Annotated in this window: 12 protein-coding genes; 1 reads left to right on the forward strand and 11 read right to left on the reverse strand. The window is 62.7% G+C overall.

The features are described 5' to 3' along the window. Window positions 1–90: 90 nt before the first annotated feature. The 6 genes from glcF to glnK form a co-directional block, all read right to left on the reverse strand. Window positions 91–1,323, reverse strand: a complete 1,233-nt coding sequence (gene glcF / locus AC1DYR_RS16185; RefSeq protein WP_477706005.1) for a glycolate oxidase subunit GlcF — start codon at window positions 1,321–1,323, stop codon at window positions 91–93. Between the two features lie 4 nt (window positions 1,324–1,327). After that, on the reverse strand, window positions 1,328–2,104 hold the full coding sequence (locus tag AC1DYR_RS16190) for a YoaK family protein (protein ID WP_477706006.1): 777 nt from the start codon (window positions 2,102–2,104) through the stop codon (window positions 1,328–1,330). Between the two features lie 3 nt (window positions 2,105–2,107). After that, window positions 2,108–3,229, reverse strand: a complete 1,122-nt coding sequence (gene glcE, locus AC1DYR_RS16195; RefSeq protein ID WP_477706007.1) for a glycolate oxidase subunit GlcE — start codon at window positions 3,227–3,229, stop codon at window positions 2,108–2,110. 81 nt (window positions 3,230–3,310) lie between these two features. Next, window positions 3,311–4,237, reverse strand: coding sequence for an SMP-30/gluconolactonase/LRE family protein (locus AC1DYR_RS16200; protein ID WP_477706008.1), 927 nt, complete (start codon window positions 4,235–4,237; stop codon window positions 3,311–3,313). Between the two features lie 227 nt (window positions 4,238–4,464). After that, window positions 4,465–6,003, reverse strand: a complete 1,539-nt coding sequence (locus AC1DYR_RS16205) for an ammonium transporter (RefSeq protein ID WP_477706009.1) — start codon at window positions 6,001–6,003, stop codon at window positions 4,465–4,467. Window positions 6,004–6,035: 32 nt separating this feature from the next. Further along, a complete protein-coding gene (gene glnK / locus AC1DYR_RS16210; protein ID WP_077591625.1) occupies window positions 6,036–6,374 on the reverse strand; it encodes a P-II family nitrogen regulator in 339 nt (112 codons plus the stop codon). A gap of 578 nt (window positions 6,375–6,952) precedes the next feature. On the opposite strand from glnK, the gene AC1DYR_RS16215 reads away from it, so the two are divergent. Then, entirely contained in the window at window positions 6,953–8,497 is a 1,545-nt protein-coding gene (locus AC1DYR_RS16215; protein WP_477706010.1) for a YifB family Mg chelatase-like AAA ATPase, read from the forward strand. 43 nt (window positions 8,498–8,540) lie between these two features. Here the strand turns inward: AC1DYR_RS16215 and AC1DYR_RS16220 are convergent, their stop codons facing one another. The 5 genes from AC1DYR_RS16220 to AC1DYR_RS16240 form a co-directional block, all read right to left on the reverse strand. Continuing rightward, on the reverse strand, window positions 8,541–12,680 hold the full coding sequence (locus AC1DYR_RS16220) for an OmpA family protein (protein WP_477706011.1): 4,140 nt from the start codon (window positions 12,678–12,680) through the stop codon (window positions 8,541–8,543). After that, a complete protein-coding gene (locus tag AC1DYR_RS16225) occupies window positions 12,677–20,380 on the reverse strand; it encodes a DUF7933 domain-containing protein (protein WP_477706012.1) in 7,704 nt (2,567 codons plus the stop codon). The genes AC1DYR_RS16220 and AC1DYR_RS16225 overlap by 4 nt, the downstream gene beginning before the upstream one ends. A 630-nt stretch (window positions 20,381–21,010) precedes the next feature. After that, the gene (locus AC1DYR_RS16230; protein WP_477706013.1) at window positions 21,011–22,336 is read right to left on the reverse strand and encodes a DUF308 domain-containing protein; all 1,326 of its coding nucleotides are present in this window, start codon (window positions 22,334–22,336) and stop codon (window positions 21,011–21,013) included. 67 nt (window positions 22,337–22,403) lie between these two features. After that, a complete protein-coding gene (locus AC1DYR_RS16235) occupies window positions 22,404–23,615 on the reverse strand; it encodes a M23 family metallopeptidase (RefSeq protein WP_477706014.1) in 1,212 nt (403 codons plus the stop codon). A gap of 174 nt (window positions 23,616–23,789) precedes the next feature. Beyond that, on the reverse strand, window positions 23,790–24,590 hold the full coding sequence (locus AC1DYR_RS16240) for a glycine zipper 2TM domain-containing protein (RefSeq protein ID WP_477706015.1): 801 nt from the start codon (window positions 24,588–24,590) through the stop codon (window positions 23,790–23,792). Window positions 24,591–24,732: the final 142 nt, after the last annotated feature.

Below are 24,732 nucleotides of genomic sequence, written 5' to 3' on the forward strand. Positions count from 1 at the left end.
TCACTTCGTGTAATGCGCTGCCCCCGAGGGGGCGCTGCGCCTGCGGCCTGGCAGAGCCAGTTCCGCGGCCCCGGCTGGTACGTGTTTAGCTCATCTCAATGCAGAATCCAGCACCTCCACCCAGTGCCGCACCGGCGTTGCCGTGCCGCTTTGCAGGTGCGTGATGCAGCCGATATTGGCTGAGATGATGGTTTCGGGTGCAGTGGCCTGCAGGTTGCCGAGCTTGCGATCGCGCAGTTGATACGCGATGTCGGGCTGCAGCACGGAGTAGGTGCCAGCCGAACCGCAGCACAGGTGCGATTCACCGGCCGCCAGCTTGACGTTAAAGCCGAGTGCGCCCATCAGCGTCTCGACCCCGCCGCGCAACTGCTGGCCGTGCTGCAGGGTGCAGGGCGGGTGGAACACCAGCGCGCCGGCCTGGGCCTTGACCTTGCCCTGCAGCTCGCCGGCCAGCTCCGGCATGAGCTCACTGAGGTCGCGCGTGAGTTTGCTGATGCGTACGGCTTTGGCCGCGTAGGCGGGATCGTCCCCGAGGAGGTGGCCGTATTCCTTGACGGTGACGCCGCAGCCCGAGGCATTCATGACGACGGCCTCAACACCGGCGCCCTCACCGGCTTCCACAAGCGGCCACCAGGCGTCGATGTTACGCCGCATCTCGTCCTTGCCGCCCTCCTGGTCATTGAGGTGGAATTTGACGGCGCCGCAGCATCCGGCTTTTTGCGCCACCACCGTTTGTATGCCGGCGGCGTCAAGCACACGCGCCGTGGCAGCATTGATGTTGGGCATCATCGCGGGCTGCACGCAGCCTTCGAGCAGAAGCACCTTGCGGGCGTGCTGGCGCGCGGGCCACTGGCCGGCAGCCTGCCTGGCCGGCACCTTGTTTTTGAGCGATGCGGGCAAGAGGCCGCGCACGGCTTGCCCGGCCTTCATGGCGGGCGCAAAAAGCGGCGACGGCAAGCCTTCCTTGAGCGCCCAGCGCAAGGCCTTTTCGCCGGCCGGGCGCGGCACGCGCTCATCAACCAGCTTGCGGCCGATGTCCACCAGATGGCCGTACTCCACACCGCTGGGGCAGGTGCTTTCGCAGTTGCGGCAGGTGAGGCACCGGTCCAGGTGCAGCTGGGTCTTGCGCGTGGGCGCTTCGCCTTCCAGCACCTGCTTGATGAGGTAGATGCGCCCGCGCGGGCCGTCAAGCTCGTCACCCAGCAATTGGTAGGTGGGGCAGGTGGCCGTGCAAAAACCGCAGTGCACACATTTGCGCAGGATGGCTTCAGCCTCCAGGCCGTCAGCGGTGTTTTTGAATTCGGGGGCGAGATGGGTTTGCATGGCGTCAGGGCCCTTCTTTCAGGGCCAGAGCGAGGGCCTTGCGCCGAGCGGCGCGCCGGAAATCCGCATACAGCGGCGGCAAGGACAAGGTCAGCAGCATGAGGGCCAGGGGCACGACCCAGATGAAGCCGACATATTTAAAGCCGGCCGCGCCGACCAGGCCGCCGGCGATGAACATGGCCAGCAAGGTGCCGAAAAGCCGCACCTTGATGCGGTTGGCGCGCACACGGGACTCCATGGAGCTGGCGGTACGGTTCCAGTAAAACATCTTGCCGAGCTCGATGCCGAGGTCGGTGATGACACCGGTCATGTGCGTGGTGCGGATCTGGGAGGACGAGATTTTGCTGACCAGCGCGTTTTGCAGGCCCATGGTGAAGGCCAGCACCAGCACGGTCAGGGGCACGGCGAACGGCGTCTGCCGGTTCAGCGTTGCGCCTAGCAGGCCGAAGACGAGCAAAAGAACGGCCTCCAGCAACAGCGGCAGCGCGAATTCACTGCGAAGGTGACGATGGCGCGCCCAATTGACCAGCACAGCTGTCACAGCTGCGCCCAGGGTGAAGGCCAGCAAAGCGCCCACCGCACCAAGCACCAGTGTCAGGTTTCCAAGGATGAGGTTGTCGGCCACGATCGAGACAAACCCCGTCATGTGCGAGGTGTACATGCTGACCAGCAGAAAGCCTCCGGCATTGACAGCTCCGGCGTTGAATGCGAGCAAGCCGCCGAGCAGGCGGTTGATGGTGGGCGTGCGGTGCTGCCCGGTGAGATGGCGCAGGCGGCGCATGAACTACCAGCCCGCCGCCATGCGGCCGCGGTTAAGGACGCCGGCGGGATCGAACTCGCGCTTGAGCTCCCGGTGGATCCGGTCCAGTGGTGGCTTTAATGCATCAAATCGGGCAGTAGCGCCTGCCGAATAAGCGCCGGCAGCTATAAAAAGAGTAGCATGACCGCCAACTTGTGCGGCGGCCGCACGCAGTGCCTCTGCCTGCCCGGCGCCTGCCCGCACCCATCGCTGGGCGCCATGCCATTCCACCAGCGGCGAATCAGGCAAATTCTGAGCAGGCGCCGTTTGCGGCAAGGACAGCCGCCACAAGTCCTGGTCGGCCTGGCGTGCCTGGAACCACGGATGCTGCTGGTTGCGGCAGGCCTGCCAATAACCGGCAGCTTCGGCGCAGCCTTGTTTCTCACCGCCCATCACTTTGCAGGCGGCTTCGACGGCGGCGACTGCGCCGCGCAATCGCAGATAGAGCGTACCAACACCGGCTTCTTTGGACCAGCAACTCGCATTAAGCGGCAAGGGTCGGCCACCCCAGGCGTTCAGCCATTCAAGCGCCTGCGCCTGGCTGCATTCAAAACGCAGGGTGGCCTCGGCAGGCGCCACCGGCAGCACCTTGAGGCTGACTTCTGTGAGTACGCCCAAGGTACCCAAGGCTCCCACCATGAGCCGTGAGACGTCATAACCCGCCACATTTTTCATGACCTGGCCGCCAAACGTGAGCGGTTCGCCGCGCCCGTTGATGAGCTGGAGGCCCAACATGTAATCACGCACTGCGCCCACGCTGGCGCGTGCCGGCCCGCTCAGGCCGCTGGCGACCATGCCGCCCACCGTGGCTTTCGCCCCTGAATCGTCAAAACGCGGCGGCTCGAAGGGCAGGCACTGGCCTTGGCCCGCCAGCAAGGCCTCGAGTTCGGCCAGCGGCGTGCCGGCGCGCGCGGTCACCACCAGTTCACTGGGTTCGTAGCTGATGACACCCGCGTACGGCGTCATGTCGAGGATGTCACCTTCCAGGCATTGGCCGTAGAAGTCCTTGGTACCGCCACCGCGAATACGCAGCGGCGTGCCGGCGGCAGCAGCGGTGCGTATCCGCCCGGTCAGGGATTCCATCACATCATCGGTGTCTGAAAGCATGGCTGGATGGTACGTGGGTATCGCGCTTGGGGCGTTGATCTTTTTGCATGCCGCCTGTTCGGTTTTTTCAGAGGGCGAAGCTCAATCCTCGAAAAAATTCACCGGCAGGCCGGGCACATCCACCCGCATCGAAAACACGCAACCCGACTCGGGATAGGCCTGCAGTTCGGCAGGGAGCCGGTTGTAGCGCGCCGTGGTGATGTAAAGCGTTTGCAGGTCGTCGCCGCCAAAACATGGCATGGTCGGGCACTGCGCGGGCACGGGAATTTCAGCCAGCAACTCTCCTGCCGGCGACAGCTTGAGAAGGCGCGCACCTTCAAACATGGCCACCCAGTAGTTGCCCTGGATGTCTACCGCGGCGCCGTCGGGCCGCCCGCCATAGCCGGGCATGCCGAACTGCCAGCCGGCTGGCTTGCCCGGCCATTGGTGGAAAACGCGGCGGTTCGCCATGGCGTTGCTGTCGGCATCCCAGTCCCAGGCATGGGTGGTGTGCGTGGGGGTGTCCGTCCAGTACACGGTTGCGGCGTCCGGCGACCAGGCCAGGCCGTTGGCGATGATGGCGCCGCCTGCCTTGCGCTCCACCGCCGGCACAAGGCTGTTGCGGCAGTCGATGGAAAAAAGCTCGGCCACGGACTTGTCCCGTGGTTCGTACATCGTGCCGGCCCAGAAGCGGCCGCGCGGATCGGCCTTGCCGTCGTTGAACCGGGTCGTGGTGGCGTCATGGCCAGCCCGCATGAGTTGCTGGAGCTCGGCACCCCACTCGCGGGCGCGATAAATGCCGTCGCGCAATGCGATCACCAGGCCGCTGCCTTGCCCCTGTGTACGGGCCGGCGCAATGCTGCCGGGCTCCGACGGCATGGCCCAGCTTTGTACCGTTCCCATAAAGACGTTGCAGCGGTGAATCTGCCGGCCTGGAATGTCAACCCAATACAGCATTTGCTCATCGGGATGCCAGAACGGCGATTCACCCAGTTCACTGGGTTGTGCAACAACGGTTTGCCATGTCATGCGACGTTCCTTGAAAGGCTAAAAAGTGGACAGGGACCCAAGGTTAGCACCGGCAGGGCCGCCGCCGGAAACGGCCCCCCCAGCCGAATCCCGGCGATCGTGCAACGCCCACAAGGCACGCGCCAAAAAAAACAGCCCACCGGCTTGCGCCAGCGGGCTGAACATCCAAAGGAGATACTCAATCAGGGGGACTGCCCTGGGGCAGCCCGAATTCGTCCGACTATTAATTAGCGGTTGTAGGCGGTCTCACCGTGCGAGGTGATGTCCAGGCCTTCGCGTTCGTCTTCTTCGCTGACGCGCAGGCCGATCGTGAGGTCAACCACCTTGTAAGCGATGAAGGAAACCACACCGGACCAGACGATGGTGACCAGCACGGCCTTGGCCTGGATCCAGACCTGGCTGGCAATGGAATAAGCGTCAGGCGTCACGGCCGTGGCGGTGACCCAGTCGCCCACAAAGCTCGGGCCGCCCAGGGCCGGCGAGTTGAACACGCCTGTGAGCAGCGCGCCCAGGATACCGCCCACGCCGTGCACGCCGAACACGTCCAGCGAATCGTCAGCGCCCAGCAGTTTCTTCAGGCCGTTCACACCCCAGAGGCAGGCGAAGCCGGCGACCAGGCCGATGATCAGGCCGCCGCCGATGCCGACGTTGCCGGCTGCGGGCGTGATGGCCACCAAGCCGGCGACAGCGCCGGACGCTGCACCCAGCATCGAGGCCTTGCCGCGCATCAGCGCTTCACCGACACACCATGCCAGCACAGCGGCAGCGGTAGCACCCAGCGTATTGATGAAGGCCAGGGCGGCGAAGCCGTTGGCTTCCAGGGCGGAGCCGGCGTTGAAGCCGAACCAACCCACCCACAGCAATGCGGCGCCAACCATGGTCAACGTGAGGCTGTGAGGGGCCATGGCTTCCTTGCCGTAGCCGATGCGCTTGCCGATGCAGAAGGCGCCAACCAGGCCGGCGACGGCGGCGTTGATATGCACCACGGTACCGCCCGCGAAATCCAGGGCGCCCATTTGCCAGAGGTAACCACCCTTGGCGCTCATGGCGTCGGCGACTTCCTTGCCGGTGTAGGCGTCAGGGCCCATCCAGAACCAGACCATGTGCGCGATAGGCGCATAGCTGAAGGTGAACCAGATGGCCATGAACAGCAGCACGGCGGAGAACTTGATGCGTTCGGCAAAAGCGCCGACGATCAGCGTGCAGGTAATGCCGGCGAAGGTGGCCTGGAAGGCGGCGAACACGATCTCGGGGATCACGACACCCTTGCTGAAGGTCGCGCCGTTGGCAAAGGTGCCCGCGACGTTGTCCCAGATGCCCTTCATGAAGAGCCGGTCGAAGCCGCCGAAGAAGGCGTTGCCTTCAGTGAAGGCCAGGCTGTAGCCATAAATAAACCATAGCACGACGATCATCGAGAAAGTCACCATGACCTGCATCAGGACCGACAGCATGTTCTTGCTGCGGACCAGACCGCCGTAGAACAGCGCCAGGCCGGGCACGGTCATCATGATGACCAGCAGCGTGGAAACCATCATCCAGGCGGTGTCGCCTTTATTGGGAACGGGCGCAGCGGCAGCCGGTGCAGAGGCTGCTGCTGCAGCGGCGGGTGCTGTCGCTGCAGCAGGCGCGGCGGCTGAAGCCGCGGCTTCAGCCGGTTTGGCTTCTGCAGCGGAAGCGGCGGGCGCAGCTGCCGGGGCCTGCGCCATCACGGCGCCGGTCATCAGCAGGCTTAATCCCAGTACAAGGGAGGCAAGTAGTTTTTTCATGTCTATGTTCTCTTCGTTTTTTGGGGTAAGCCTTACAGCGCTTCCTTGCCGGTTTCACCGGTACGGATGCGCACGACCTGCTCGAGGTTGTAAACAAAAACCTTGCCGTCGCCGATCTTGCCGGTGCGGGCGGCGCCCTCAACCGCTTCAATCACGCGATCCACCAGCTCGTCGGAGACTGCTGCTTCGATCTTGACCTTGGGCAGAAAATCGACGACATACTCGGCGCCGCGGTACAGCTCGGTATGGCCTTTCTGGCGGCCGAAGCCTTTGACCTCAGTCACAGTAATGCCTTGCACGCCAATGCCGGAAAGCGCTTCACGCACTTCGTCCAGCTTGAACGGTTTAATGATGGCCGTTACGAGTTTCATTTTCAGGTTTCCTCCAGGGATGAATAGGGAAGCAGCATCGTCAAGCACCACCTCAGCCGGATTAAGGCTTTTGTACGAGTCATTGCTGATGGAGTCTCCGTAGAAGCTCCAAAGGTTGGCAACTTGCGTGGACTTCTTAGCAGGTAACGTGCCAAAGACACTTTGCGTGAATGATCAGCCTGCCCCCGAACTTCGAGCCAACCTCCGCGGATTGCAATGAATGCGATGCACCAATAAAGGGCGTATAGACGCACAATTTTGGCGCATGAAACCGAAAAAGCATCATCAAGCTTGTCTTTAGTGCACGGTAGTCTTCCGCAACGTTCGTTTCTGGGCCGGGCCAGCACCAGGAGATTGGTGCAAGAGTGCTATGGCGGATCCCGGCACTGACACAACCAGGCAAGTGCGCAGGACGAAAGTGAGCGCCGCTATCGGCTGCGGGGCACACCTTTCCGGCGAACCGGCGGCTGGCTTCTCTCGCTAGGCGATACTCGTCTTATGTGAAGGTCTGGTGCGCCTGCAACCCGGGATGGCCTCGGGTTCAGTTGTGATGCCGCCTCTGAGGGAGGGAGTTTCGAATGAGCTTGTCTTTAGTGCGTAGCCGCGCCTTGTTGGGCCTGGAAGCAAGGCCTGTGCAGGTGGAGGTGCATCTTGCCAATGGTTTGCCCAGCTTCACGCTGGTCGGGCTTGCGGAAACAGAAGTCAAGGAAGCACGTGAGCGTGTGCGCTCGGCCATCCAGAACACCGGCCTGGAATTTCCCGCCAATAAACGCATTACGGTCAATCTGGCACCTGCTGACCTTCCCAAGGATTCCGGCCGGTTCGACCTGCCTATCGCGCTCGGAATCCTGGCGGCCAGCGGCCAGATCGACGCCCGCAAACTGGAAGGCTATGAATTCGCCGGCGAATTGTCGCTGGGCGGCGATTTGCGGCCCATTCGGGGAGCGCTTGCCATGAGCCTCGCTCTGGCGCGCCCGGAACGGCTTGCCGCCGAGAAACTGCCGAAGCTGGTGCTGCCGGAGGCCAGTGCCCAGGAAGCAGCGCTGGTCCCCGGCGCCGAAATCTTTCAGGCGCACCATTTGCTCGATGTGGTGAGGCAATTTTTGCCGGGCGACACCCCGATTGAAGCAGGGGAAGGCTGGTCGCGCGTCAAGCCGATCGTGCCTTCGGGGCAGTCCCCGTATCCTGATCTGGCCGACGTCAAAGGCCAGGCGGCGGCCCGGCGCGCGCTGGAAATTGCCGCGACCGGCGGGCACAGTGTACTGATGATGGGCGCTCCAGGCTCCGGAAAATCCATGCTGGCGCAGCGCTTTGCGGGCCTCCTGCCGGCCATGACTACCGAAGAAGCGCTGGAAAGCGCAGCGGTGGCGTCATTGGGCGGCCGGTTCACGCTGGACAAATGGGCGATACGCCCCACCTGCGCGCCGCACCACACGGCCAGCGCCGTTGCGCTTGTCGGCGGTGGTTCCCCGCCGCGGCCTGGTGAAATTTCCCTGGCGCACCGCGGCATCCTGTTTCTGGATGAACTCCCGGAGTTTCCGCGGGCAGCCCTGGAAGCCCTGCGTGAACCGCTGGAGTCCGGCACCATCACCATTTCGCGAGCCGCCCAGCGCGCCGAGTTTCCGGCGCGGTTTCAGCTGGTCGCAGCGATGAACCCTTGCCCCTGCGGTTACCTCGGCTCGAGCTTGCGGGCTTGCCGTTGTTCGCCCGAACAGGTGTCGCGTTACCAGGGCAAGCTCAGCGGCCCGCTGCTGGACCGCATCGACCTGCATGTTGAGGTGGGTGCGCTCGCAGCCGATGAACTGGTCAACGCGCCGCCGGGCGAGGCCACCGCCGTTATCCGGGCCCGGGTTGCCACGGCACGTGACCGCGCTATTGCCCGGCAGGGCACCACCAACCAGGCACTGGAAGGCCAGGCCATTGATGCACAGTGCCAGCTCGATGACGCGGCCGCGAAATTCCTGAACACCGCAGCAGCGCGATTGGGGTGGTCAGGCCGCAGCATCCATCGCTGCCTGAAAGTGGCCAGGACAATTGCCGACCTCGCAGGTGCGCAGGCCGTCCAGGTCGTCCATGTCGCTGAAGCCGTGCAATACCGCCGGGCGCTGAAGGCTGCCCATTGACCGCCGCCGCACAACCACTCGAAGGCCTGTTGATTTCAAACACTCAATAGGTGGCAAGCACATTCAGGAACCAGCCCCGGCTGCGGTAAGACAGGTCGGTCAGGTCATCCGAATATTTGGTGAAGTTGTACCCCACGCCGACCTTCACCCCCTTGCCAAGGTGGCGGTAGACACCAAGGAGCATGCCGGCCTTCGCATCCTGCGCCTCCGTGGCGCGCAGCTTGCGCCATTCGATCAGGGCGTCCCATTCTTTAACCAAATGAAGATCCGCCCGGAAGATCAGAAGATCAGCACGGCTGGAGAACCACTCCCCGCCGGCAACCGGCATTTTCAGCTCGCCGACGCGGAACGCGTATTTAGCGCCGACGGAAAGCCACGGCTTCACGTCGTAAATCGTGTCGACGGAAAACACCTGGCTGCGCTGCGCATAATCGGCCGTCTGGCCCGAAGGGGTCAGTTGGCCCGCAGTCGGTACGTTGTGCAGGTTGGTGTACTTGAACAGGGTGTTCCAGCGGTCGTTGTCAACCGGCCGGTAGGCACTGCCCAAGACAAACTCATGGTAGTTGCCGTCGACAAAGGCCCCCTGGCTGTTGCTTGAGCGCGAGACATTGAGCTTGCCCAGCACGCGCCAGGCAGGGTCCACCTGCAGGCCCATGGTATTGCGCATCAACCAGGTGGTACGTTCGCCGGAAACATTGCTCCGGTCGTTGCGCCACTCAAGATTACCGCCGTATTTCAGGCTGTCCTTTTTGTAGCCGACAGAGCCACCGAGCGCACGGCGCTTCAGGTCACCGGCCAACGGGTCAGACACGGTTCCGAACTCGACCTTGGCGCCCCAGTTCCAGCGGTCATTGGGCGACCAGTCCATGCCAAAGGCTTGCGTCAGGCTTTGCGGGCCGGCCCCATTGACGGCTCGTCCCTCGCCGAACACCCGCAATTGATCCGATACCTGTGTGCTTGCACCAGAGACCAGCGTCCCTTGGCGGCCGCGCCACGCGACATCCGGGCTTTCTGTTTCCATCGTGTACGCCAGATAGGCATTGCTCCGGTCGGAGATGCGGTAGTCGGCGCCCAGCTTGCCGCCGGCGCCCATGCTGCCGCCGGACGCTTCGCCGCTGAGCTTCACTCGTTCGCTGACTTGCAATGCGCCACCCAGGCCGACGCGGTTGTTGGGGTCGCGCGTATCGTCACGCTCCAGCGTGCCCTGAACGTAACCGTAAGCTTCCCAGTTTTCTTTTTCCCCGGGTTTTCCATCCGCGCGATCAGGCCGGTAATCCGCCCGCACCTGGGCGTCCGTACGCGATCCAGTCTGGGAAAGCAAAGGGCTGGCATTCGGCGTGACATTGGAACGATCGTCCGCACGGACCCCGACAGCGACTTCCCATTCGCTGTTCAGCGCCTGCCGCACCGCAAGCTCGGCGTTCTGGTTATTCTGCAGATCGCCGTCGCGCTTGTCTGCCTTGACCAGCACGCGCGTGCCCGGAGCCAGCTCCACATCGGCGGCAGCACCGGCCTGCCGGACCGCCTCGCCGCCTATGCCGATCTGCCCCGGGGCCGAATAACCGCGGTCACGGTTCTGGACATAAGAGGTGATCTTCCCCTTCATGCTGTCGGTGACTTCGGCGAGATCCACCGAGCCTTCCAGACGTTCTGCCCCGGCCGACTGGATGCCGCCGTTGTTCAGCGTGTTAAATCCAAAGCCGCCATCAAGAGAGGTTTGGGCGCCATTGCCCGGCCCCTTGGAACGTGCTGCCTCAAACTTCAGCCAGGTGCCGGGCTTGTAGCGCAGCGTCCCGTCGATCCCCTTGAGCGTCTGGCTGGAGCCTGTTTCGCCCTGGTGGTAGCTGCTGGCGCCCAGCTGTACATGGTCGTTCAGCCATTGGCTCGCGCGAATGCCGGTCGACAGGTTGTTGATGGCCGTGACGCCGGGCGCAAACTCGTATGTCGTCACGAGGTAGACCGGCTGGCCGCCTACCGCAGACGCCATGATCAGGCCGGCGCCGGCGCCGGTCGCGGACAACGGCGACTGCAACAGGATACGGCCTTGTAGGTAGTTGATCTCGTAATCCTGCGTGGGCGCGAGTTCGCGGCGTTCAATCACCATGCCGGAGTCCTTGTCGCGGACCTCGATCCAGACGCGCTCCGAGCCCTGTGTGATGTCGAGGTGGCGCAGATAGTAGAGCGAGCCTCCCGTGCCGCGAAATTCCTCGCGCGAAGCCAGCGTTCCCGGATCAGCGGCAAAGGCATCGATCTGGGTCTGTTTTTCGCCATAGGTCGTGGCATCTTCAGAGCGGTAGCGCACCTGCGCGCCATACAGGCCGCGCGAGTACTGCATCAGCTCCGTCCCGCTCCACGAGGTCTGGAAGTTACCCCACATGACGTGCGAGTCGCCTTTTTGCAGTTTGACAAAAAACTTGCCCTGCGTTGGCGCGTCGTCCACCGTCGTACTGTCATCACCGTAAACGGGGTAGTAAAGGTTGGGGTCAATGCTGCGCAGAAGGTACTTGGGATCCTTGCTGGAGAAGTTGGAAAACAGGTCCTCGATGGGACCTTCCCGGGTATCGGCCGAAGCCGTCAGCAGCCATTCGCCCTTGATTTTCCCCTTGAGGTAAAAAGCGGCACGGCCATCAACATACACCTTGTCTTCATAGTGACTTAAGTCCCCGGTCACCAGTTTGGCGGGCCCGGAGACATTGTTTTTCCCGACCGTCAAATCCCCCAGTGCCAGGTAAAACCAGTCATCCGCGGCGATGTTGAGGTTGCGGCGGAAGGTGCTTGCGCGCCCGTCCGACTCTTTCAGCGTCACCTCTACAGACTGCGGGCCCGCCGGCATGATTTGCTTCATGGCGAACTTGCCCTGCGCATCGATCGGCAGTTCCAGCCCCAGCGCTTCGATACGTTGGCCCGGCTTGAGATTGGTGCCGTTGACCGTGACGGTGCCGCCGGTCACCGGAATATTGCGTAGCGCCAGGCTGTTTTCGCCATAGCCTGTCAGCCGTTCGCGCTCCAGCTTCTCCGCATCTTCATTGACCGGCATGGCGCGCGCCAGAAGGTTCAGGGATTTCAGGCTGGTCTCGTCGAAACGCCCCTGGGCGTCATAGACACGCAGGAGGTAGAACAGCTGGTCGCCTGCCGTATTGGCCGGAACGGTCCAGTTGAGCGCGCCTGACCATGTGATGGGCACGACCTCAAAGGGCTGCTCCTGTGTTTTCTGCCCCGCACGGAAAAGCCGCAGCTCGGCCTTTTTGATCCAGGGAATGTAGTTCGACCAGGCCCGGAACTCCACCACCTCCCCCTTGACGACGGCATTGGGTGTGGCCCAGGCATTCATCACCGGCGCAATGGCCAGGCTGTCATAACGCACCTGGATATCAGCCTTCTCGAGCGCGACGTCAGCGCACCGCTGGCCATCTGCCTCATTGGGAATCTCGGAGGCATTGATCGGCTCGCCATCAATCGTGATGCGAAACGGCACGGCGGACTGCCCCACGGCCTGTGGCGTGCAGGGCTTGGCGGCCGCCAGCGGAACAGGAGCGGTTGCCGGCGCTGCGGCCTCGAACCACACGCGCAGCTCGACGCGGCGATTGCGGGCCATCCCTTCGGGCGTTGCGTTCGATGCCAACGGTTTGTTCTCGCCTGCACCCTCGATTGAATAGGTGATGGCGGGATTGTTCAGCTGTTGTTTGAGATAGGCCGCAACGGCCAGGGCGCGGGCCTCGGAAAGCCCCTGGTTGTCCTTGAATATCCGCTTTGTCTCCGGCGCCAATCGCTGGTTGTCTGTGTGCCCGACAACGGCAATGCGCATGCCGGGAGACGACGCCCCCTTGGCGCGTATCTCGGTGGCCAGCGCCTCAATGGATGCTTTTGCGGCGGGCAGCAACTCGGCCTTGCCCGACACAAAAAGGCTCAGGCCACTGGCTTCTTCCAGCGCCTTGCTGACGGAGGCCACGCTCTGCGGCACCTGCGCGGCGCGGCTGCGCATGCCTGCCGCCTCTTCCCGCGTCACGCCCGAAGGCAACGGGTAGTTGATGGCCGGCTGCACCTCCGCAGGCGGCGGCACCGAAAATAGGTCGATGCGGCCATTGTCAATTCGCTTGCCGCTGACCTCGGTAGCGGCCCAGACAGAAGACCCTGCACAAAGGATGCTGACGGCTACCGCAATAGTGTGTGTACGGAAATTCATTTCGCCGACTCCAGCTCGGTTTCAATCATCAAGGGATGGAGGGGTTCACTGTCTGTTTCCGCGCTCTCCTTCTTTCGTCTTTCCTTCCACAAGGCCTGTATCCGGTCGCTGATCGCCGACACGCGTTTTTCCGCAAGCCCTGGCGCCTCGGCGCTGCGGCGATAGGCAATGCGCAGGATGGATGGGCGTCCGACCAGTTGCGTAGGCAGCTTTTCCAGCGTCGCAAGGTACGCGGGCTGCAACTCCGTGCCGTCGTTCAGGAACGCCGCGCCGGAGAGCTCGAGCCGGACTACACGGTGTACCGTTGCGCCGAAATTGAGCTTCACCATCTTGCCGCGAGTAACCCGAACATCGCGAGGGTTCTCCGTGGTCAACCGGTAACCCGAGGGCAGGGTTCTTTCGTCCACCTTCATCACGAAGTTGGAACCGCGGTCAGCGTTCGGGATTGCCGCGCAAGCCACGTGGAAGCGTCCATCATGGTCGCTGGTAACCAGCAACCCGCGCGCCGTTGCAATGCGGACATTCGCGATGCCCGGCTCACCCTCGTCCTGGTAGCCGTTGGCGTTCTTGTCGTCAAAGACCTTGCCGATGATGTCGGAGCAATCGAAGGTGGGATCGGGGACCACACGCACCGTCGCTGTGGCGGTGTTGGACACCTGGGCGTTGACCAGTGCATTGCGGGCTGCGACCTGGTTCACGTAAGTACCTTCCGACACACCGCTGCCGACCACCAGCAGCATGCGCAGTGTTTTGCGCTCACCCGCGGTAAACGTCTGGCCGGCCCAGGTGAGGTTGCGTCCGCTCACTGTGGGCTCAAGTGCCACGCCGTTGAGCGATGCCGAGCCGGTGCGATACCTGAAGCCCGCCGGAATCACATCCACGATGTTGATGTTGCCGAGCACCGCATTCAGCGTGTTGGTCGCCGTGATGTTGTACGGTACCAGGTCACCGCGGACCACATTGACCAGCGGCGTGCTCTTTGTCATCACAATCGCGCCGCCCAACACCGGGTCCAGCGGGATATGGTTGTTCAACACGTTGGCCGAGCCTGGTACTGCGGCAAAAGTGAACGTGTAGAAGTACTGGGTCGTGGCCGCACCGCCCGCAAGGGCCAGGGTGTTGCTGGGGCAAGCCGCGGGGTTGTGCAGCGGCACGCCCGCTGTGGGTGCGAAGTTGCTGTTCTGCACCAATGCCGGATCTGGGCTCGGAGGCGCCAGGCCCACGCCCAGGGTCGCGGTACAGGCTGGAATAATCGCCGACGGACCGGGCAGGTAACCCGGTGGCGAAGTCACCGTCAGTGTGTACAAGGTCGCGCCTGCTGGAGCACCGCCCAGCAACAGGAACTGGTAAGAACCATCAGCGCCCGTCGTCTGCGTCAGGCTGCCGCCAATCACATCGGCTGCAGTGAGGCCTGGGGCCGAGAGTGTGACGATGGCATTGGGCACAGGCTGGCGGCTGACTGCGTCATAGATCACACCACTTGGATCGAGCGGCAGGCTCTGGGCCAAGGTCGTGGTGCCAGCGGTGAGCGTGAGGCCTCTTAACGTTCCGTCGGTATTGTTCGCACCGGCCGGGTTGGAGGTCGAATTCACCTGTCCGTTGGTATAGGGCAGCCCTGTCTCATTGGGCACCGGTCGTCCATAGATGCGGCCGCTCGTGGGTTCGCGGAAGCGGATCTGGTAACCCGAGCCCGGCGCCACACTGGAAAAGCTGTAAGCGCCGTTTGCGTCGGAGGTGGTGGTACCCACCACCACGCCGCCGAGAGTCAGCTCGACGATCCAGCCCGGGACCAATGGTTCACCTGGGTCCTTGATACGGTCATGGTTGAGGTCGCGCCACACGCTGCCTTGCACCGCCGCCACGTCGGAGATCGCCGTGGGGTCGGTTGCCGTGTTGTTGCCGGAGAAGCCGCTGGGCTCATTGCCGCCGGAGATCACCGCCGTGTTCACCAGGACCTGTCCGGACAAACCGGCGGCCACCGCAACACGTACCGTGATGACGGGCGCTGTGGAGCCGGAGGCGATCACGCTGTTGGTGTTGCAGGTGACGGTGGTTGCGGTGTTGGAACAGGACCAGGTTGCGCCGCCATTGACGGCAGCCACCGTCATGCCCACAGGCAAGGTGTCGACCATCGTCACGGTGCCGGACGTTGCTGCTGCACCGACATTGGAAACGGTGATGGTGTAAAAGCCTGTGCTGGACCCTTGGGCAAAACTGACCGGCGCGTGCGTTTTGACGATCGCAAGGTCAGGCGCATTGCGCGGAATTTCAGCAAAGTTGTTGTCAGCCGACACGGCATTCGCAGTGGCAAGCGGAATGTTCGAGATCGAGGACACCGGATTGGCCGGCAAGGTCGCCGTTCCACCCGTGCTACCGGCAATGGTCTGGCCATTGGTCGTACCCGTCGCCTGGGGCAACAGCTGCGTCACGGTATAGGTCCCCTGCGCGAGCCCCGTAAAGCTATAGGTACCGTCGGCCAGCGTGACCGTTGACCTGGAGACAGCGAGCCCATTGATGTCGGTGCCCGTCAGATTGATCGTCTGTCCGCCGATACCGTGATCGCTTCCATTCATCAGGCCGCTGTTGTCATAGTCCAGGAAGACCCTGCCGGAAATCGTGCCGCCATTGGCCACCTCGGCGAAATTGTTGCCCGTTGAAGTCGTGTTAGGCGGCAGCACGATGCTGCTGATCCGGCTCGGGGTGACGGCCGGTGTGGTCGCCGTTCCAGGTGTTCCGCCATTCGGAACAGTGCCCGCGGTGGTAATGCCGTTAGAGGTGCCGGCGGGTTGTGCGGGCTCCACCACGCTGTAAGTTCCAGGCAAAAGATTGCCGAACGAATAGTTGCCCGCCGCATCGGTGACCGCGGTCGCGACCAGCGCATTGCCTGCGTCCCTGAGCTCGACGGTGACGCCTGCGAGCGGATCGTCCGCGCCGTCCTGCGCGCCGTTGTTGTTCAGGTCCTTGAACACCTTGCCCGAAATGGTCGAAGGAACGACTTCGGCAAAGTTGTTGTTGGCGGAGCCCGAAATTTCGGCGGCTCCGCCGTCACCATTGAGAACCACGTTGGTGATCTGGCTGGTGGTAGCCGTGGGGTTGGATGCCGCACCGGCTGAACCCGTGCTGCCATTGATGCCACTGATGGGGCCGGCGGTCGTGATGCCGTTGGTGGTTGCCGCGGGCTGCGCTGGCTGGCAAACGGAGTAGCTGCCGGCAGCCAGTGAGGAGAACAGGTAGTTGCCGAGCGCATCGGTGGTTCCTGTAGTCAGCAGTGCGCCACCGCAGCTTGCGCCGCTGCGCAGTTCAATGCCGACCCCAGCGATCCCCGTGTCGGTGCCGTTCTGAAAGGTGCCGTTGGGCGTGACGTTGTTGTCCCTGAAAACCTTGCCGGAGATGTAGCCAAGGGTGCTGATCGTCAGCGTCGCATTGGCAGGCGCCTGGTTGTTGCCCAGATTGGTCTGCAAGGCACCGGCCGGAATGTTGTTGGTGTGTACACCCGCCGTCAGCCCCGTCACATTGACATCAATCGTGCAACCGCCCGCGGGGATGGTGCCGCCGCTATTGAGCCTCACGCTGGTGGCGTTGGCTGCAGCCACGACAGTGCCACCGCAGGAGGTCGTCATGCCCGGAGCTGCCGTCAAGCGGATCTGGCCAGGTGCCGTTGGCAGGATGTCGTCGAAGTCCGCGCTCAAGGTCATTGCTGCGGCATTCGTGTTGCCAATGACGATGCTCAAGCGCGAGACGCCGTTCGGCGGAATCACCGCGGGAGCGAATTGCTTGCCTACGGTCGGCGGTGTTGACGTGATCAGCTGTGCGCTGGTGGGCTCCTCGTTGCTCACACCTTCCGTGGTGGCAATGCTGCCGCCGGGAATCGTGTTGGTGTACACCCCGGAAATGTTGCTCAGAACATTCACCGTGACGGTGCAGAACCCATTGGCTGCGAGTGTTGCCCCGGTCAGGCGAACGCTGGTTGCGGACGCTGCTGCAACGACGGTGCCTCCTGCGCAAGTCGTGGCTGCCGTCGGCGTGGGCGCGACGACAAGTCCGGCGGGCAATGCGTCCGTCAAGACCATGCCGTTGAGCTGTGTGTTGTTGGGATTGTCAAAACGAATCGTCATCACCGACACCGCGCCAGGCGCCCTGGTGTCGGACCCGGTCGTGAACCCCACAGGATTGCCTGCGTCCAGGGTGCGGGCGCTGAAAGCCTTGTGCACCACAACTGGTGACCTCGCGCGTAGCGTATCGCTCGTAGGCTGGGTGTTCGCCAGGGCATTGCCGCCCGCGGTTGCCGTTAGTGCGTTGGCTGGAATGGTGTTGACATAGTCGCCCTGCGCTGCCACGAAGACATCAATTTCCGCCTGGCAGCTCGCCGGTGTATTGCCGACCGCAGCCGCGATGATGCCGCCGGAGAGCTGTACCGTATTGGCCGTCGACGAAACCGTCGCACCCTGGCATGTTGTCGTGGGATTCGCACCACTGGGAACGGTCACACCGGCTGGCAGGGTGTCGGTCACCGCGAGGTTGCTGACGGGCTGTGAAAGCGGGTTATAGAAAGTGATGCGCAAGCGGGACCGGGTACCCGGTTTGACCACATTGGGCGTGAACTGCTTGACGATGCCAATGTTCGTGCTGATCGCCAGGCTGGTCGTTGCCGGGTTGGCATTGGTCAGGTTCTGGTCGGTGATGATGGCGCCGGGCGGAATGGTGTTCGTGTTTCCGCCGGTCACGGCAGACGTCACGTTGACCGATACCTGGCACGTCGCGTTTGCAGCCAGGTTTGCCCCTGACAGACGGACTGATCGCGCGCCCGCTGCAGCGGTCACAACCCCGGCCGGGCACGTCGTTGCGGTTGCCGGGGTAGGTGTCACCACCCACCCATTGTTGGTGCCGCCTGCAACACCGCCGACCGTGAAGTAGTCGGTGATATCCAGGTTGGTAACCGCCTGGGACCCGTTGGATATGTTGATCGTCAGCCGGCTCACCTGGCCGGGGAAAGCCAGGGAACTGATGGAAGTCGTTTTGCTGATGGCCAAGCCAGTAGGAGCATTGAAAAGCAGCGTGCCGACAACGGCGGTGACATTACGCACGCCGCCGTCCGCGAGGATGCCGCTGGGAGGGATGCTGTTGACCCAGTTCGCGGCACCTGTTGCCACCACATCAAACAGGAAAGCGCAGTTTCCGCCACCCGCCACATTGGCGCCCGTCAACGTTGCGCTGCCTGCCCCTGCAACAGCCGTGATGGACGTGCTTCCCGCGCAGGTCGTCTGCGCATTGGGCGGAGTGGCCAGCACCATGCCCGCCGGGAGCGGATCGGTCACACTGACGTTTGTCAGCGCGAGCGCGCTCGAATTCAGGAGCTGAACCGTGACCGTTGATTTGCCGCCCGAGGACACGCTGGGTGGATTGAAGCTCTTGTTCGCGGTCAGCGCGGAGGTGTAGGTCAGCTGGGGGGTGTTGGTTGATACCGTACCCAGTGTGTGTGTCGTGCCGTTTCCGTAGGTTTCGGTGCCGTCGACCGTCGCGGTGTTGTTATAGACGCCGGCCGGTCCTACGACATCCACCTGCAAGGTACAGCTGCCGTCCGCACCCGTGCCGTTGTTGGCGCGAGCCGGAACGGTGCCGCCAGTGATGCCGATCGAAGTGGAGCCGGCAACCGCCGTGATGGCAGGGGCGCCGCAGGTGCTTGCCGCGTTGGCCGGACTGGCGATGCGAAGCTGCCCCCCGCCGCTGGTTGCCAATTGCAGAGTATCCGAAACCGCAACGCTGGTCAGCGGATTCGCCGACTTGTTCGTCAGCGTGATGGTCATGCGGACAATGGTTCCCTCGGCAAACGTGCTGGCGCCGGGAGAGGACTGGGCAAACGCCTTCGTTGCTGCGAGCACGGGCGGGTTGGTGCCTACGCTGGTGGAATTGGAAGCACCTCCGTTGCAAGTGGCGCCGCCGTTGTAGCAGACGCCGCCGGCAGCGATGATGTTGTTCGAGGTGGCCACCGCAACAGTGGAGGCCATCGCCCACATGGTGATGGTGCAGGCACCCGGTACGCTGACACTGGTGCGGGCCGGGACGGTGTCGATGGTAAAGACCGGCGCATTGCTGCCCAGTGCACTTGCGGAGCTGACGTTGCCGCAGCCCGCACTGACAGTCGGCGTGTAGTTGAAGCCGTTGATCGTGCCGGTGAGGAATGTCTGGCCGTTGGTGAGGTTGTCCGTCACCGATACGGTGTTGATCGCGCCGGCGCCGAAGTTTTGCACGGTGATCTGGTACTGGATCGGGTTGCCCGGCGCCACGGGTGCCGTGGGTTGTACCGATTTGAGAACACGGAGGTCGTCGGCAACCAGGATGGTGGCCGATACCGCCTGGCTCTTGATGGCGGGGTCGCCCACATCCACGGCGCCTTGGGGAATGCTGTTCGTGTAGGTCACTGGCACGCCGTTCGCCTGAACAGCCGCGGTGAAGTTCACCGTCACCGTGCAGCTGCCATTGGCGGGAATGGTCCCGCCGGTCAACCTGACGCCTTTGTTGCTATTGATCGCGGCAGCGGCGCCGCCCGCACAGCTGGTCACCGCCGATGTGACGTTCAACCCTTTTGTCGGGTCGACGCCACCGATCCCGTCGATCGGCGTGTCATCAAAGGTGGTGACAGTCAGTGGCGTATTGCCGCTATTGCTCAAGGTAAGGGTAAGAAAGCCCGAGGCACCGCTTGAAAGGGAGGTGCTGGGCGTAAAGCCCTTGGACACCCCGAGCGGAGACCGAACCGTCACGCTGGCCTGCGCATTGGCCTGGGCGGGCAGTCCAAGCACATTGGTGAAGTCGGTGCTCCGGTTGATGATGTTGTTCTGGGCACCGGTCGAGAACTGGCCGTTGGTCTGGTTCGCCTCCACGTTCACAACGAAGGTACAACTCCCGTTCGCCGGCAGATCTCCGGTGCCGGTCACACTGGTTGCGCCCGCTGCCGGTGCGGGATTGAAGGCCGGTGCCGGGCCGCTGGTGCACGTTGCATTCGCGCCGGACGCTGCCGCGACCTTCATGATGGCGCTGCCACCGAGCTGGGGAAAGTTATCGGTGATGCTGAACCCGGAAATTGCCACCGGGTTCGGGTTGACCAGCGTGATGGTCAGAGGCGTCGAAGCGCCGCCGAGCACCAGCGTCGAGCTGGTGAATGCTTTCGAAATTTGCGGTTGCTGCAGCGCCCGCACCGTAAAGGTCTGCGACACGTCTCCAACGTTGCTGCCGCCGCTGCTGGTCACCGCACCATTGAGGATTTGGTACGCGTAGGAGGTTGCGTTACCCGTCGAGGTGCCGACCGTGACCGGAATGTCGATGACGCACTGGCCGTCAATCCCGCCAGCGGCGGCGGGTATGGTGCCGCCAGCCAGGGCAAGCGCCTGCGTTCCCGGGTTGGCGGTAAAAGCCCCACCGCAACCATTTATGGCCGCAGACGCAACGCTGAGGCCGTTGGGCAGAAGACCAGGCAAGCTGTTGCTGAAGTCCACGTTGGTGGCGGGCACCGGATCGCTGTTGGACAGGGTAATTCGCAAGGTTGCCGTCTCGCCGGGATACATTCCCTGCGCCGGAATGATCGCGGTCACCGAAGCCGTCAAGGCTTGGGCCGCAACGGGCATCAATCCAATGGCCAATCCGAGAGCCGCAGCACGAAGCAAGGAGCCGGCAGCGGCTTTCGCCAGAAATTTCGAGGACAACATAGTGGGCAGTTCGACTCTTTGAATGCTTGGGAACCGTGCCGGTAAGCAGTCCGCAGGAGCACCGAGTCAACGCTGGCAGAGGACGCACAGCGTTCACCCGGCATGTCTCATGTCAGACAACGTACCGGTAACAAACAGTGCGAAGATTAACTATGTTGCGATTTTTCTAGTACTAAATTTACTACTTTGTTAGTTTGAAGTGACATAAATGGAACTTTTTAACGACCCTATTAGTTGTATATGTTTCTTTATGTAATTTTTTGTTGTACCGATGCAAACCAAGTGGACATTTTTGGCAGCAGGTGGAAATGCCTGAAGAAACCGCCGTTGAGCCAGGCATGACTGCGGCTTTTGTGAACGGAATCCCTACAACGGACAGAGGGCGGTAACTACGGCCTAGGCAGCTCCCGCAAGCGGGAATGGCCAATAACACCCGTGCGACACGCGCCGTACATGCACCGGCTGTCGAACGCAGACAGGTTGCCTGCGGCAAGGGCTGCGCCTTTGAGGTTCGTCAGCCCTGATGCTTTTTCCTTTGAGATGGGTGTCGCTAGACCCTGGAACGGCACTAAATCCGGACTTCTGGAGTGCGACCTTCACACAGCGCAGGTCAACCTTCTCGCTGAGCTTTCAAGGGATTTTTTTTGCGCGCTGACCTTGAGGCCGACGCGTCTTCCACCAGCGCGCAAGGTGCACCCTCAAGTCCTGATGCGGGTGGGTGATGCGCCGGATCGCGCCGGCATAATCCAGCGCCAGCCCTGGTGTCCACGCGATCGATTCGGCACGCACCCGAACGCTTCCGGCCAGCCACATGTCAGGGTGAAAGGCCAGGCGCAGCAGGGTTCGCCAGAAAGGTTTGTCGGCAAATACACCTTCCATCGCGGCGTCGATAGCCTCGGTCACGACCACCGAGCAGTTGCGGTGCGTCAGGTTATAGGTGTCGTCCTGTCGATATGCATCCCAAAACGACTGCAGGTGGCGGCGGTTAAACAGGCGAAAGCGGATGCGGAAAGTTGAAGGGCGTGTCGTACCGGCTTCCTGCTCATAAGAGGGAAGCCACATGCCCGGATGGTCGTTGCTTTGTGTGGCGCGCACCTGGTCGACAAGGTTGCTTTGCGTGATGGTCAGGCGCACGCGTGGATGGTGGCTGATATACAGCTGCGGTCCGCACTCCAGCGCGACATGGCCGGTAGTAACGCTGCCTTTGCGGGAGAGGGCCGCGATGTACCGGTCGACCAGCGGAAGGCGGATGCGCTCTTCGCTTTGATCCACGGCGGTCCAGATGTGGACCACCATCTGCTCGCCGGGCATGCTGGCACCTGCGGGCGGGGGGGATGGCGGCGTACTGGTGCCCATCTCCCTTTTTCTTTTATAGAGCTCAATAGCCGCAAGCCGGGACCCCGGCGGCAAGCGTTGCAGGCGCCAGGCGCCGCGCATCACGACGTAGCCGCCCGCCATGAGTGCAAGGCCGGTGCAAAAAGACACGTTCATCGCGGAAGGCAGGGGCCAGTCGGTCACCAGCAATATCGCCATGACCAGATAACCCCAACCAATGATGTTGGAGATGCGCCAGTTTGGATACCGGATTAAAAGACTTGACGCAATGCGGACCAGTCCGTTGAAGGTAAAAGCAGCGGCGAAAAGAACGGCTGCAGCAATCGAATTGTCCAAGGGGAAATCCAGCAGCAGACAGGCAAACACCACCATGGCCGCGCCGCGCAACATTTCAAAGCGCCGCCGCGCACGTGTGTGTGTGGTGCCTATCACCAGTTCAACCAGGCCCTGCAGCAACAGCACGGCGCCGAACACCCAGCCTGCCATGTCGGCCACACCGTCGACCAGGTCTATCAACACCACGACACCCAGCAACACCGCGAGCAGGCCCGCTACCAGAAAGATCTTCCAGCGCTTTACGAGCGCATCGCCGCCAAAAAGGGTTAATGCAAGTCTGAACATGTTGGTACGCTGGCAGCCGGGGCCGTGCCATCCGTCAAGGGAATGTGTGGCTCGCAGCGCCCAAGCTTCACTTCAAAGAGGGGAAATCAACCACGTAGCCATTCATGGGCAGGGTGGCGCGCTGGACGGCCTGCTGCTGCGGCAGCGCGGTCCACAGCACTTTGCCCTGCTCGGTCGCATCCGTGGCAACACCCCTGGCCGTAAACGCGTCGATCACGTAGGGCACCCCCTGCGATGACAAGGGGCCGATGCCATCCGACACATGGAAATGCAGATGCGGGGCCGTGGTGTTGCCGGAATTTCCCAGCAGCGCCAGTACCTGGCCGCGCTTGACCCGGTCGCCCACACCCACCTTCAGCGAGCCCGGCTGCAGATGTGCATAAAACGCGTAGTAACCACGCCCCAGGTCCAGGATCACATGGTTGCCCGTCACGTTTTGCATCGTCGTGTCGGGCGGCAAGGCGTTGGGCACCCTCTCAGGCAGCCCGTCGAGCACGGAAACCACTTTGGCATCCGCCACGGCAATCGCTTTTTGCCCATAGGTCGGCCAGTTTTCGTTCTTGTTGCTGTCGCCGTTGCTTTGCTGCGAGTTAGCGTCTATCTTGATCCAGTCGATTGCAAACCGCTGGCTGACGTAGAGAACGCCGTTCACCGGGATACCGGCACGCCGGTGTGGCGCCTCTTTGCAGCAGCCATTGAATGCAACCCAGCCGGTCCCCTCAAGCGGCGGGCCGATCAGCGGAGCCGGCCGGGTGCTGACGGAAACATTGCCACCGGTCTGCGTGGTCTGAACGCTGCTCTCACCGGCAGTTTTGACGGCTGCCGTGAGCTTGATTTCGGGCCCGGCGGTGACCACGCGGTGCGACAGGACCTTCGGAATGGCCTGACCGGCGTCCAGCACCACGTCAATCCAGAACAAACCGGCCTGCGCCGCGCCGATGCTGTCACCACCCGCGCCGTCCAGCAACGAAAAAGTGCCGGCAACATCCGCCCCGGCGACGGTGGTCAGCACCTTGCCGGAAGCGGCATCCAATACCTCCAGCGATACCAGCTTGACCGGCACGGCTCGCGCATTGGTGACCTGCAGCTCGTAGTCGATGTGCACACGCCCATCTGCGCCGCGAAAAGGCACGGGGCGCGAGGCGGCGCTCAGCAGTACAGGCGTGTTCTGGTCGTGCGCACCGGCAAATTCCAGGTTGTTTGGTCCGGGTTTGGGTCCTGCCGCAAAGGCGTGCAAACTTCCGGCAAGTACCAGCACGGCCACAAAAAAACGACGCATGCGATCCTCCTTGTGATGGCGGGGCCATCATAGCGCCAAGCATCGCACCGTCGAAGCATAAAAAGGGACGTGCCGCGCGAAGGAATCCCGCGCGGCATCAGAAGGAAGACTCACCGGGGCAAGCCCCGCACAAGCAGGCGCGCTAAAGCTTGCGCCTTCCGGTCTCTGACTAGATCAGCGGTTGCTGTAGTCGGGAGATTGCTGCTGCGTGACCACGGGGGCCGGCGGCGGTTTGGGGCCGTAACTGGCGCCATCCTGGGTTCGCAAGGTCGACCCTTCCACCGTCACACGGCTGCCAACGCTGGGAGCACGGGCAACTTCTACCATGCGTTGCGAACCGTCTTCCATGCGCACGCCGACCTGGTAAACCGTTTCCTTGCGAACATGCCCTTCGATGGCGTTGCCGGCGAAACCGCCACCCACCGCGCCCAGGATGGTGGCTGCCGTACGCCCACCCCCATGGCCGACCTGGTTACCCAGCACGGCTCCCAGCACGCCACCCGCCACAGCACCTACGCCAGGACCGGCCGGCTTGGTGGAGCGCTCAACCGGCGTCACCGATTCCACCGCACCGCACACATGGCACACAGGCGCCGGCGCCACGGCAACCGGTGCAGGGTAAGGAGCCGGTGCGGGCGAAATGCCCGCATAACTCGGGGCGGGTGCCGGTTTTGGTGTCGGCTTGACCACCTTTTTGGCCGGCACGGGCGCGGGCTTGGCGGGTGCGGCAACCGGCTTTTCAGCCATGTCGTCCGCCGCATTGCTGGCCGCGGCCATAGGGGGTGCCACTTGCGGCGCGGCTTGCGGTGCAGCAAGCGCCACCGGGGTCGCTGTAACCGGGTTGCGCATCTGGTAAATCATGGTGCCGCCCATGGCCAGGACGGCCACTCCCAGTATGCCGACAGCGGCCCACAAGGGCTTGCTGGCTGATGAAGCCTGCTGGCCCGGCTGGAGTGTTTCGGTGGATGTGTTCATGGCAATTCCCTCTGTGAAATCAATTGGTCCCGCAACGGGGTTTCATCTGTCGTTGTTCAACGTTTCCCATGCCGCGAAGGTAAACACGCTTTGGCAGGCGGCTGTGTATTTATGTAAACGCAGGTTATTTTCCGGCAAAGTC

The sequence above is a fragment of the Polaromonas sp. P1_F9 genome, assembly GCF_056405615.1.

Coding starts and splice junctions, on each gene's coding strand:
- glcF (WP_477706005.1), bottom strand. CDS start 1,323: ATGCAAACCCATCTCGCCCCCGAATTCAAAAACACCGCTGACGGCCTG.
- AC1DYR_RS16225 (WP_477706012.1), bottom strand. CDS start 20,380: ATGTTGTCCTCGAAATTTCTGGCGAAAGCCGCTGCCGGCTCCTTGCTT.
- AC1DYR_RS16220 (WP_477706011.1), bottom strand. CDS start 12,680: ATGAATTTCCGTACACACACTATTGCGGTAGCCGTCAGCATCCTTTGT.
- AC1DYR_RS16190 (WP_477706006.1), bottom strand. CDS start 2,104: ATGCGCCGCCTGCGCCATCTCACCGGGCAGCACCGCACGCCCACCATC.
- AC1DYR_RS16205 (WP_477706009.1), bottom strand. CDS start 6,003: ATGAAAAAACTACTTGCCTCCCTTGTACTGGGATTAAGCCTGCTGATG.
- AC1DYR_RS16200 (WP_477706008.1), bottom strand. CDS start 4,237: ATGACATGGCAAACCGTTGTTGCACAACCCAGTGAACTGGGTGAATCG.
- AC1DYR_RS16215 (WP_477706010.1), top strand. CDS start 6,953: ATGAGCTTGTCTTTAGTGCGTAGCCGCGCCTTGTTGGGCCTGGAAGCA.
- AC1DYR_RS16235 (WP_477706014.1), bottom strand. CDS start 23,615: ATGCGTCGTTTTTTTGTGGCCGTGCTGGTACTTGCCGGAAGTTTGCAC.
- glnK (WP_077591625.1), bottom strand. CDS start 6,374: ATGAAACTCGTAACGGCCATCATTAAACCGTTCAAGCTGGACGAAGTG.
- AC1DYR_RS16240 (WP_477706015.1), bottom strand. CDS start 24,590: ATGAACACATCCACCGAAACACTCCAGCCGGGCCAGCAGGCTTCATCA.
- AC1DYR_RS16230 (WP_477706013.1), bottom strand. CDS start 22,336: ATGTTCAGACTTGCATTAACCCTTTTTGGCGGCGATGCGCTCGTAAAG.
- glcE (WP_477706007.1), bottom strand. CDS start 3,229: ATGCTTTCAGACACCGATGATGTGATGGAATCCCTGACCGGGCGGATA.